6 protein-coding genes are annotated in these 11,680 nt (G+C 75.5%); 5 read left to right on the top strand and 1 reads right to left on the bottom strand.

The window, feature by feature from the left end:
* Positions 1–132 precede the first annotated feature (132 nt).
* On the top strand, positions 133–1,617 hold the full coding sequence (locus tag ACWD4P_RS11240; protein WP_359831432.1) for a DUF4047 domain-containing protein: 1,485 nt from the start codon (positions 133–135) through the stop codon (positions 1,615–1,617).
* A 719-nt stretch (positions 1,618–2,336) separates the two neighbouring features.
* A complete protein-coding gene (gene mfd / locus ACWD4P_RS11235; protein WP_449779407.1) occupies positions 2,337–5,966 on the top strand; it encodes a transcription-repair coupling factor in 3,630 nt (1,209 codons plus the stop codon).
* A gap of 122 nt (positions 5,967–6,088) precedes the next feature.
* Here mfd and ACWD4P_RS11230 read toward each other — a convergent pair whose 3' ends face one another.
* Positions 6,089–6,751, bottom strand: a complete 663-nt coding sequence (locus ACWD4P_RS11230) for a DUF4352 domain-containing protein (protein ID WP_449779406.1) — start codon at positions 6,749–6,751, stop codon at positions 6,089–6,091.
* A gap of 214 nt (positions 6,752–6,965) precedes the next feature.
* Between ACWD4P_RS11230 and ACWD4P_RS11225 the strand changes: the two genes are divergently transcribed.
* The 3 genes from ACWD4P_RS11225 to ACWD4P_RS11215 all read left to right on the top strand — a co-directional run bounded on the left by ACWD4P_RS11225 (position 6,966) and on the right by ACWD4P_RS11215 (position 11,590).
* A complete protein-coding gene (locus tag ACWD4P_RS11225) occupies positions 6,966–9,116 on the top strand; it encodes an N-6 DNA methylase (RefSeq protein ID WP_449779405.1) in 2,151 nt (716 codons plus the stop codon).
* A gap of 228 nt (positions 9,117–9,344) precedes the next feature.
* The gene (locus ACWD4P_RS11220; protein ID WP_449779404.1) at positions 9,345–9,944 is read left to right on the top strand and encodes a hypothetical protein; all 600 of its coding nucleotides are present in this window, start codon (positions 9,345–9,347) and stop codon (positions 9,942–9,944) included.
* Entirely contained in the window at positions 9,941–11,590 is a 1,650-nt protein-coding gene (locus tag ACWD4P_RS11215; RefSeq protein WP_449779403.1) for a protein kinase domain-containing protein, read from the top strand. Before ACWD4P_RS11220 ends, ACWD4P_RS11215 begins: the two co-directional genes overlap by 4 nt.
* Positions 11,591–11,680 lie beyond the last annotated feature (90 nt).

The raw sequence follows: 11,680 nt of genomic DNA, 5'->3' as shown, positions 1-11,680 counted from the left end.
TACTCGACCGGTCCTCGACACATTCCGGTCCGTACGACAACGGAATCCGGCCCCGGGCTCCGAACCGGTTCCGGATCCGTCCGTTCCGTCCGATCATGGGCTCCGCAGCCCGCGAAATGAGGGGAAGAGCCCATGAGCGACGCCGTCCCCGAGTACGGCTTCACCCAGGCCCGCCGTGGCTACGCGCCCGAGCAGGTCGACCGAGCCCTCGCCGCGCTCACCGCGCAGCGCGACGAGGCGTGGGAGCGGCTGAGCGTCCTGGGCGCCGGCATCCGGCAGATGGAGGCCCGGCTGGCCGACATCCGGCGGACCGCCGAGGAGGCCCCGGATCCCGACTACCAGGTGCTCAGCGAACAGGCCGCCGGACTGGCCGCGATGGCCGAGAACGAGGCGCGCGCCGTCCGCGAGAAGGCCGAGCGCTTCGCCGAGGACCTGCGGGACGAGGTCTACGAGGCCGGGCAGGCCGCCGACCGGGCCGCCAAGGAGTACGGCGCCACGACCCGCGCCGCCGCCGACGCCGCCGCCCGCCGCACCGAGGAGCGGACCAGGGCCGAGGCCGAGGGCATCCGGGCCGACGCCGACCGGGAGAGCCGTTCCACCCGGGACTCCGCCACCGCCTACGCCGCCAAGGTGCGGGTGGCCGCCGCCGAGGCCAGCGAGCAGGCCGAGGCCGAGCTCGCCGCCCGGCGACGCAAGGCCGACGAGACCTTCGCCGCCGCCCAGGCCAAGGCCGACGCCGAGGACGCCGAGGTCTCGGCGACCGCCGAGCGCCGGGTCAAGGAGGCGGAGCAGCACCGGGAGACCGTGCTGAACCAGATCAAGCAGCTGGAGACGGACGCCCAGGCCAAGGCCGACCAGCTGGTCGAGCAGGCCCGCCGGGAGGCCGAGAAGATCAACGCGGAGAGCGAGCGCGAGCAGCGCGAGTTCGACACCCGGCTGGACACGGTGCAGCAGCACCTGGACCACATCAAGGCCACGCTGGCCTCGCTCACCGGGGCGGCGGTCGGCCAGATCGAGCCCGAGGTGGCCGCCGCGGCCGCCGCCGCGGTCCGGGCCTCCGGGGTGGGCCGGGTCTCACGGGAGGTCGCTTCGGCGCCCGCTCCGCGGGACGCGGTCGACGACGCGGTCGCGGATGCCGTCGAGGACGTCGTCGCGGACGCCGCGCCGGTGGACTCGGAGGCGGACACCGGCGAGATCCCGGTGGCGAACCTGCGCAAGGCCCTGGCCGCCACGGCTCCGGCCGGGGACGAGGGCTCCGCGCCGGGTGCCGCCCAGGCCCCGGCCCGGGCTTCCGCCCAGGCCTCCGCGCCGGAGAAGCCGGCGCCCGTGCTGCGGACGCCGGTGGTCGGCAGCAGTGCGACCAAGGCCATCGCCGGGGCCGTGGCGACCGGCCCGGTGCCGCCGAAGCCGGCCTCGCCGCCGGCCGGGGAGACGGTCGACGGGACGGCCGCGGCCGGGGCTTCCTCCGCCGGGGACCCCTCCGCCGACGGTGCCACCGCCGAGCAGGGCTCCGGGAGGCCGACGGAGGACGAGACCCGGATCGTCCCGAAGATCATCATTGTGGACGACGGCAGCGACTACGCGACCCCCAACACGGTGAGCTACCGCCGCCGCTGACCGCGCGCGACCCCGGGTCGCGCTGGCCAAGCATCACGAAGGCCGCGCATCACGCAGGCCGCGAGCCGCGAAGGCCCCGAGCCGCGCAGGCCCCGAGCCGCCCCTCGCGGGACGGCCGGGGCCTTCGTCGTGCCGGGCGTGCCCGCCCGGGCGCCGGGATAGGGCGGTGGTCGACGGGGTAGGCCCCGGAAGCGAAAGAGGCCGAGACCCGTGGCGCCCTCCAGGAAAGGGCGCCACGGTTCCCGGCGCTTGGGCGGGCGCCCCCACCCAGGGCCGCCCGGCCTCGCACCTCCGACCCCCATCGGGGGTGCGACAGTGCCCCCACAGCCATCCCCCACGGTTGGGTGCGGCGGGCACGTTCACCATGGTGCGCGATCTCCATGGACGGCCAGTGACAGGAGTATGTCCAGTTCGTGGCGGATAGCCGTGCCCGGATCGGTGCGGCTTCCGGTTGGTTCGTCCACCGGCCTGATCGGCGGTTCGTCCAGTCGTTCGTTCCCGGACGTGCCCCTGACAAAACGTGGGGGCGGCCGGGCTCCGCTCCGGCCCCCGCCCCGTCCCGGTCCGGCCCCGCCGGAGCCGTGGACCGCGTGCGCGTCCGCGCCGCGGCGTAGGCTGGAGACCCCCGGCCGCTCGGCGTGCCGGGCCGTTCGCGTTGCCCCGGCGGGCCTTCGACACCCCGGGACAGCACCAGCCACGGGACGAAGAAGAGACCGCAGATGAGCCTGACCGGACTGCTCGATGTCGTCGCGCGGGACGCGGCGATCGCCGAGGCGATCGAGGCGGCCACCGCCCCCGGCGCCGCGGCCGGCGGCCGCCGCCACCTGGACCTGGTCGGGCCGCCCGCGGCCCGCCCCTTCGCCGTCGCCGCGGTGGCCCGCGCGCTCGCCGGGCAGGCGGCCGGCGAGCGGGGCCGCCCGGTGCTCGCCGTCACCGCGACCGGCCGCGAGGCCGAGGACCTCGCGGCCTCGCTGCGCTCGCTGCTGCCCGCCGACGCCGTCGCCGAGTTCCCGGCCTGGGAGACCCTGCCGCACGAGCGGCTGTCGCCCCGTTCCGACACCGTCGGGCGCCGGCTGGCCGTGCTGCGCCGGATCGTGCACCCGCGGGCGGACGATACTGCGGCCGGTCCGGTGCAGGTGATCGTCGCCCCGGTCCGCTCGGTGCTCCAGCCGCAGGTCAAGGGGCTGGCCGAGCTGGAGCCGGTGGCCGTGCGGCGCGGCGAGTCGTACGACCTGGAGGAAGTGGCCCGCCGGCTCTCCGCCGCCGCCTACGCGCGCGTCGAACTGGTCGAGAAGCGCGGCGAGTTCGCCGTCCGCGGCGGCATCCTGGACGTCTTCCCGCCGACCGAGGAACACCCGCTGCGGGTGGAGTTCTGGGGCGACGAGGTCGAGGAGGTCCGGTACTTCAAGGTCGCCGACCAGCGGTCGCTGGAGATCGCCGAGCACGGCCTGTGGGCACCGCCCTGCCGGGAGCTGCTGCTCACCGACGAGGTGCGGGCCCGGGCCGCCGAGCTCTCCGCCGAGCACCCCGGGCTGGCCGAGATCCTCGACAAGATCGCCGAGGGCATCGCGGTCGAGGGCATGGAGTCGCTGGCGCCGGTGCTGGTGGACGACATGGAACTGCTGCTGGACGTGCTGCCGCTCGGCTCCGTCACGGTGGTCTGCGACCCGGAGCGGGTCCGCACCCGGGCCGCCGACCTGGTGGCGACCAGCCAGGAGTTCCTGCACGCCTCCTGGGTCGCCGCCGCGGCCGGCGGGGACCGGCCGATCGACCTGGAGACCATCGACGTCTCCGCCGCCTCGCTGCGCTCGCTCGCCGAGGTGCGCGAGCACGCCGACGAGATCGGGCTGCCCTGGTGGTCCGTCAGCCCGTTCGCGACCAGCGAGTCGACGATCGACGGGATCCTGGAGTTCGACGCCAACACGCTGACCCTCGGCATGCACGCGGTCGAGGCCTACCGCGGTGACACCGCCCGGGCGATCGCGGACGCCAAGGAACGGCTGGCCGCCGACTGGCGGGTCGTCATGGTGACCGAGGGCCACGGGCCGGCCTCCCGGCTCGCCGAGGTGCTGGGCAACGAGGGCATCCCGGCCCGGCTGGTCGCCGACCTCGCCGAGGCGCCCACCCGGGACGTCGTCCACGTCTCCTGCGGCTCGATCGAGCACGGATTCGTCGACGAGAACCTGAAGCTCACCGTCATCACCGAGACCGACCTGTCCGGCCAGAAGTCCTCCACCAAGGACATGCGCCGGATGCCCTCGCGCCGCCGCAACGCGATCGACCCGCTGGCGCTGGTCGCCGGCGACTACGTCGTCCACGAGGCGCACGGCGTCGGCAAGTACGTCGAGATGGTGCAGCGCACCGTCCAGGGCGCCACCCGCGAGTACCTGGTGCTGGAGTACGCCCCGGCCAAGCGCGGCCACCCCGGCGACCGGCTGTTCGTGCCGACCGACCAGCTCGACCAGGTCACCAAGTACGTCGGCGGCGAGGCCCCGACGCTGCACCGGCTCGGCGGCGCGGACTGGGCGAAGACCAAGCAGCGGGCCAAGAAGGCGGTCAAGGAGATCGCCGCCGACCTGATCAAGCTGTACTCGGCGCGGATGGCCGCCCCCGGCCACACCTTCGGCCCGGACACCCCCTGGCAGCGCGAGCTGGAGGACGCCTTCCCGTACGCGGAGACGCCGGACCAGCTGACCACCATCGCCGAGGTCAAGTCCGACATGGAGAAGTCAGTCCCGATGGACCGGCTGATCTGCGGCGACGTCGGCTACGGCAAGACCGAGATCGCGGTGCGGGCCGCGTTCAAGGCCGTGCAGGACGGCAAGCAGGTGGCGGTGCTGGTGCCGACCACGCTGCTGGTGCAGCAGCACTTCTCGACCTTCGCCGAGCGCTACGCCAACTTCCCGGTCACGGTGAAGGCGCTGTCCCGCTTCCAGACCGACAGCGAGGCCAAGGCCGTCCTGGAGGGACTGTTCGAGGGCTCGGTGGACGTCGTCATCGGCACCCACCGGCTGTTCTCCTCCGAGACCAGGTTCAAGGACCTCGGCCTGGTCATCGTCGACGAGGAGCAGCGGTTCGGCGTCGAGCACAAGGAGCAGCTGAAGAAGCTGCGCGCCAACGTGGACGTGCTGACCATGTCCGCGACGCCGATCCCGCGCACCCTGGAGATGGCGGTCACCGGCATCCGCGAGATGTCCACCATCACCACCCCGCCGGAGGAGCGCCACCCGGTGCTGACCTTCGTCGGGCCGTACGACGAGAAGCAGATCTCGGCCGCGATCCGGCGTGAACTCCTGCGCGAGGGCCAGGTGTTCTACATCCACAACCGGGTGGAGTCGATCGACAAGGCGGCCGCCCGGCTGAAGGACCTGGTGCCCGAGGCGCGGATCGCCACCGCGCACGGGCAGATGGGGGAGACCCAGCTGGAGAAGGTCGTCGTCGACTTCTGGGAGAAGGAGTTCGACGTCCTGGTGTCGACCACGATCGTGGAGTCCGGCATCGACATCTCCAACGCCAACACCCTGATCGTGGAGCGCGGCGACACCTTCGGCCTCTCCCAGTTGCACCAGCTGCGAGGCCGGGTCGGGCGGGGCCGCGAGCGCGGCTACGCCTACATGCTGTACCCGCCGGAGAAGCCGCTCACCGAGACCGCGCACGAGCGGCTGGCCACCATCGCCCAGCACACCGAGATGGGCGCGGGCATGTACGTCGCGATGAAGGACCTGGAGATCCGCGGCGCGGGCAACCTGCTCGGCGGCGAGCAGTCCGGTCACATCGCGGGCGTCGGCTTCGACCTCTACATGCGGATGGTCGGCGAGGCGGTGGCGGAGTTCCGCGAGTCGCTGGCCGGCGGCGGGGAGCCGGAGGAGGAGCCGCTGGAGGTGAAGATCGAGCTTCCGGTCGACGCCCACGTGCCGCACGACTACGCGCCCGGCGAGCGGCTGCGGCTGCAGGCGTACCGCTCGATCGCCGCGGTCAACTCGGAGGAGGACATCCGGCAGGTCAGGGACGAGCTGGTGGACCGCTACGGCAAGCTGCCCGAGCCGGTGGAGAACCTGCTGCTGGTCGCGGCGCTGCGGCTGTACGCCCGGCGGTGCGGGATCTCGGACATCACCCTCCAGGGCTCCAACGTCCGCTTCGGGCCGGTGGAGCTGCGGGAGTCCCAGCAGCTGCGGCTGAACCGGCTCTACCCGCGCAGCCAGGTGAAGGCGGCGGCCCAGCAGCTGCTGGTGCCGCGCCCGAGCACCGGGCGGATCGGCGGCAAGCCGCTGGTCGGGCGGGAACTGCTGGGCTGGTGCACCGAGTTCCTGTCGGCCATGTTCGACGACCTGGCGGGGGCGAAGAAGTAGGGCGCCCGGAGGGCCCGCGCCCTCGGGGTGGTCCACGGCGGTCTCGGGCTCTGCCCGGGGCCGCCGTTCCGTTGCTCCGGCGTACGGCGTGCCGGCGGGGGCGGTGGCTGTGAACGGAGGCGTCAGCCGATCTTCCACTGGCCGGTCTGCGGGGCGAAGCCGCTGTCGAGGCCGAACTGGGCCTTGTCGAGCTTGGCGTCCTTCGGGACCTCGAAGGTGACGAAGCCGAGGGCGCTCTCGCCGGGGGCGATGTTGGCGGGGATCTGGAAGCTCGGACCGGCCGTCGTGTCCGCGATCGTCGTGCCGTAGGCCTGGCCCTGGGCGTCCAGCAGCTTGGCACTGTTGCCGGGGACGTCGCTGTAGGCCTTTTTGCCGCTCGCCTTGATCCGGAACTGGACCGCGACGAAGCGCTTGCCGTCGGCCGGGTGGGTGAACTCGTTCTCGCCCTCGGCGCTGTCGACCACCTTCACCAGCGTCACATCGGCGGTGTCGGCCGGGTCGTTGCCCTTGAGCGCGATGGTGTCGCCGAGCTTGGCGGGGGCCTTGGCGGTGTCGGCCGGCTTGTTCCCGGCGGGCTTGTTCTCGGTGGGCTTGGCGGCCTCGGAGCCGGTGGCGGCCGCGGTCTGCTTGGCCTCCGTCGAGACGGAGGAGCCGCCGTTGGAGTCGCACGCCGTCGCGCCCAGGGTGACCAGCGCGGCGCCCAGCAGCAGGGCGGCGGCGCGGCGGGTGGTGCCGCGGTGAACGGCGGTGCGGTGAACGGCGGTGCGGCGGGTGTTCGCGGACATGGGTGTCTCCCGGTGATCGGTGGTCTTCCCTGGTGTCGCCCCCGTTCGGTGGCGACGGAGAGATCACACCACCGAGCCGTGAACCATGTCAATGCGATTTCACAAAAGAGCTCTGTTCACATGTGAACTCCGTTCGACGGGTGCGTCGCTATGCTGTGTGGTCACACCCGCCCCGGCCCGGCCGCGCGGTCGCCGCCCCACCGAAGGAGCCCCCGTGCCGGACCGTCCCGAAGTGACCGCCGCCGAGATCGCCCGGCTGGCCGGCGTCGGCCGGGCCGCGGTGAGCAACTGGCGCCGCCGCCACCCCGACTTCCCGCGCCCGGTCGGCGGCACCGACGCCAGCCCGGCCTTCGCGCTCGCCGAGGTGGAGTCCTGGCTGCGGGCCCAGGGCAAGATCGCCGAACTCCCCCTGCTGGAACGGGTCTGGCAGCTCGTCGACACCCTCCGCGACCCGGCCGGTCACCCCGCCGCCCCACTGGTCGAGGCGGGCGCCCTGCTCCTGCTGCTGCACCGCGAGCCCCGGCAGTGGGCCGAACTCGCCGACCGGCCGGACACCCGGCTCGCCCTCGCCCTGCCCCGGGCCGTCGCCGGGACCGCCGTGCACGCCTTCGGCCCCGACGGGGCCAACACCCTCGGCCTCCCCGGCCTGCTCGGCAGCACCCAGCTGGACCTCGCCCGGCTGCTCGCCGAACTCGCCGACCAGGCAGGCCCGGCCGGCGCGTACGAGCAACTGCTCACCCGGTACGCCGAGGCCAACACCCGCCAGCTCAGCCCCACCCCGCCGGAGGCCGCCGAGTTGCTCGCCGCCGTCGCCGGCGTCCCCGCCACCGTGCTCGACCCGGCCGTCGGCCTCGGCTCCGTCCTGCTCGCCCACCCGCCGACCACCGGCCGCTACGGCCAGGACGCCGACCCGGTCACCGCCGCCCTCGCCCGGCTCCGGATCGCCCTGCACACCCCCGCCGCCGAGCCCGGCCCGCTGCCGCTCGACCTGCGGGCCGGCGACGCCCTGCGCGCCGACGGCTTCCCCGGCGACACCTTCGAGGCCGTGCTCTGCCAACCCCCCTACAACGAACGCGACTGGGGCCACGACGAGCTGCAGTTCGACACCCGCTGGCCCGGCGGGCTCGTCCCGCCGCGCGGCGAGTCCGAACTCGCCTGGGTGCTGCACTGCCTCGCCCGCACCCGCCCCGGCGGCCTCGCCGCGCTGCTGCTCCCGCCGACCGTCGCCGCCCGCCGGGCCGGCCGCCGGGTCCGGGCCGAACTGCTGCGCTCCGGCGCCCTGCGCGCCGTCATCGCGCTGCCGGCCGGCGCCGCCCCGCCGTACGGCGTCCCGCTGCACCTGTGGGTGCTGCGCGCGCCCCGGCCCGGGGACGACTTCCGCCAAGTGCTGATGCTCGACGCCGGGGCCGCGCCCTCCGGCCCGGCCGGGGCCGCCGGAGCGCCGGGGGCCGAGGGGGGCCGGGACCGCGTCGACTGGACCGAGCTGCACCGCACCGTCCTGGAGGCCTGGCGCGGCTTCGACCTCGCCGCGCGCGAGGGCCGGCCGGTCCCCGCCGACCGGCCCGGCGTCCACCGGGCGATGGCCGCGATCGACCTGCTCGACGACGAGACCGACCTCTCCCCGGCCCGGCACGTCCCGCCCGCCGCCCCGCTCGGCGGCGCGGCCGAACTCTCCCACCTCGGCGGCCGGCTGGCCGAGCTGCTGGCCGGGCTGCCCGACCCGGTCGCGCTGCTGCCGCGGCCGGGCGCCGAGCCCGGCGGGGCGTCCGGGGCCGCCCCGGCCGGGGTCGTCACCATCGGAGAACTGGTCCGCGCCGGCGCGCTGGAGGTGTACTCCTCCGGCACCGGCGCCGCCACCCGCCCCGCGGGCCCCGGCGGCACCCCCGTCGTCACCGACCAGGACCTCGCCACCGGTGCCGCGCCCAGCGCCGTCCTGGCCACCGGCCCGGGCCCGGCCGGGGACGTCCGCACCCGCCCCGGCGACGTCCTGGTGCCCGCGCTCGGCGGCGGCACCGCACTGGTCGTCCCGGCCGAGGGCCCCCTGGTCGGCGTCGCCCTCGGCCGCCAACTCCACCTCCTGCGGCCCGATCCGGCCGCCCTCGACCCCGAGTTCCTGGCCGGCCAGTTCCGCTCCACCGCCGGCACCCGGCGCGCCGCCAGCCACGCCACCACCACCGCCCGCCTCGACATCCGCCGGGTCGAGCTGCCCCGCCTCCCGCTCCCCGCCCAGCACCGCCTCGGCACCGCCTTCGCCCGCCTCGCCGCCTTCGACGCCGCCCTCGACCGGGCCGCCGCCCTCGGTCGCAGCCTCGCCCGGGCCGCCACCGACGCCCTGGCCACCGGCACGCTGGAACCGCCGGCCTGACAGCCGTCCCGCGGACCGTGCGGGGGAGGGGGCCGGGCCGGGGCCGTGGTGGCCGCCCGGTGCGCGCCCGGTGAGGTGACCGGGGCTCAGTAGCGCTGCGATCGCGGCGCGATACCGATGCGGCGGCGGGCGGACGGAAGCCCTCCGGAGCGGCCGGACCTGGCGGTACGGTGGGCGCAGCCGTCCGCACCGCCCTCGGTGCCGGTCCTCACCAGCTCAGGAGCGCGCATGTCAGGGCAGTACCCCGGGCAGTTCGGGCCGCCGCCCGGCGGAACGCCGTACGGGTCGGGGCCGGGGCAGGCTCCGATCCCCGGGCGGTTCGGGGTGGCCGCGCGGGTGCTGTGCGCGCTGGCCCCGCTGCTCACCTTCGGCCTGCTCGGGGCAGTCCCCTCGCTGCTGCTGGCGGTCCGGCGCCGCAGGGCGTACGACATCGCCGGCGCGGTGGTGTTCTGCGCGCTGCTGCTCACCATGATCGTCTGCGCCGGGGTCGCGGGCAGCCTGAAGAACCCGACCGCCGACACCACCGGTGAGATCACGCTGGCCGTGCTGTGGCTCCTGCCGACGGCGCACTTCCTGGTGATGGACAGCCGGGCGGTCTGGCTGGCCGGGAGGCCGACGCCGCAGGCCGCCCCGCGGATCGTCCCGCCGTACGCGGTGCCCGGCGTCTCCTCGTACGCGGGGACCGTGCCCGGGTACGGGTTCCCCCCGCCGGCCGTGCCCGTCGCCCCCGCTGCCCCGGCTCCCGTCGCGCCGGCGCCCGAGACCGCCCACGACCTGCGCGAGCTGGGCGAGTTGCTGCGCCGCCAGGCCCGCGAGGACCGGCCGTGACCGCCACCCGGTTGATCGCCGGCCGCTACCGGCTCACCGAGAAGATCGGCCACGGGGGCATGGGCCAGGTCTGGGCCGGCCGGGACGAACGGCTGCACCGTCCGGTCGCGGTCAAACTGCTCCGCCCCGAGCACCTGCTGCCCGGCGGGACCGGCTCCGGCGGCGAACGGGCCCGCCACAGCGACGAGTTGCGCCGCCGCTTCCTGCGCGAATGCCGGGTGACGGCCGCACTCGACCACCCCGGACTGGTCACCGTCTTCGACGCGGGCGAGGACGGGGACGAGCTCTACCTCGTCATGCAGCGCATCCCCGGGGTCAGCCTGGCCGACCTCATCGCCGAGGACGCCCCCCTCCCGATCGAGCGCGCGGCGGCCGTGGCCGCGCAGCTCTGCGCCGCACTGGCCGCCGTCCACGCCATCCCGGTGGTCCACCGCGACCTCAAGCCGAGCAACGTCATGGTCCGTGAGGACGGCCGCACCGTCCTGCTCGACCTCGGCATCGCCACCGCCCTCGACACCGAGACCACCCGGCTCACCCTCACCGGCGTGCCCGTCGGCAGCCCCTCCTACATGGCCCCCGAGCAGGCCCTCGCCGCCACCACCGACCCGCGCAGCGACCTCTACGCGCTCGGCTGCCTGCTGCACGAGATGCTCGCCGGCGAGGAACCGTTCCGAGCCCCCACCGCGCTCGGCGTCCTGCGCCGGCACGTCGACGAACCGCCGGTCCCGCTACGGGAGTTGCGGCCCGAGGTGCCGCAGCCGCTGGAACAGCTGGTGCTCGACCTGCTCGCCAAGCAGCCCGCCGACCGCCCGGCCGACGCCCAGACCGTGTACGCCCGGCTGCTCCCGCTGCTGCCCGCGGCCGACCGAGCCCCGCAGCCCCGCTACACACCGCTGCCGGACCCGGCCCGGCCCTTCCGCTACCCGCACCAGCCGCAGCCGCCGGCCGCGCCGGCCGCCCAGGCACCGGCGGTCCGCTCCGAGTCGCGGCCCTTCCTCACGCCGCCCGCCCCTCCGACACCGCCGCCCGCGCCTCCGACACCGCCGCCCGTCCCGACGGGGCCGGACCTCGGCGCGGAGTGCGCCCGGCTCTCCGACCTGGTCGACGCCGGCCGCCACACCGAGGTGCTCGGCCTCGCCGCCCGCCTGCTGCCCCGCGCCGAGAGCGAACTCGGCGACGCCGCACCCCTGGTGCGCACCATCCGCACCATCTACGCCCGCACCCTCCTGCACGAGGGCCACCCCCAGCAGGCCCTCCCCGAGTACCGCCGCCTCGCCACCACCGCCGACGGCGGCCCGCACGGCCCGCAGGGCCTCGACCACCGCTACCGCGCCGCCGTCTGCCTGGACCGGCTCGGCCACGGCGCCGAAGCCCTCGCCGAGTACCAGGCCCTCCTCACCGCCCACACCGCCCGCCTGGAAACCGGCCTCGACACCGACCCCGAGCGCAGCTACGACCTCCGCGAACGCATCGGCCTCCACCTCGCCGCCACCGGCGACCCGCAGAACGCCTGGCAGTGGCTGCTCCCGCTCCTCCTCGACCGCGAACGCCGCGACGGCCCCCACCACCCCACCGTCCGCCGGCTCCGCCAGTCCCTCTCCACCCTCACCCCCGCCTCCACCCCCTGGCCCCCACCCCGCCGCTAGGGCGTGTCTGACAATTCCCGCCGGGCGTGCGACGCCGGGGCACGCACCTCGCCGCGTTGTCGTCGGTCGCCAATGCTCCGCAGTGGCTCC

The sequence above is a fragment of the Kitasatospora sp. NPDC002543 genome (assembly GCF_053594915.1).
Note: the sequence above shows the minus strand (reverse complement) of the source record. Positions and strands in the feature narration are given on the sequence as shown.

What these genes read in the sequence shown, in the direction of transcription:
- ACWD4P_RS11230 (WP_449779406.1), bottom strand. Translation starts at nt 6,751, where the DNA reads ATGTCCGCGAACACCCGCCGCACCGCCGTTCACCGCACCGCCGTTCAC.
- mfd (WP_449779407.1), top strand. Translation starts at nt 2,337, where the DNA reads ATGAGCCTGACCGGACTGCTCGATGTCGTCGCGCGGGACGCGGCGATC.
- ACWD4P_RS11220 (WP_449779404.1), top strand. Translation starts at nt 9,345, where the DNA reads ATGTCAGGGCAGTACCCCGGGCAGTTCGGGCCGCCGCCCGGCGGAACG.
- ACWD4P_RS11240 (WP_359831432.1), top strand. Translation starts at nt 133, where the DNA reads ATGAGCGACGCCGTCCCCGAGTACGGCTTCACCCAGGCCCGCCGTGGC.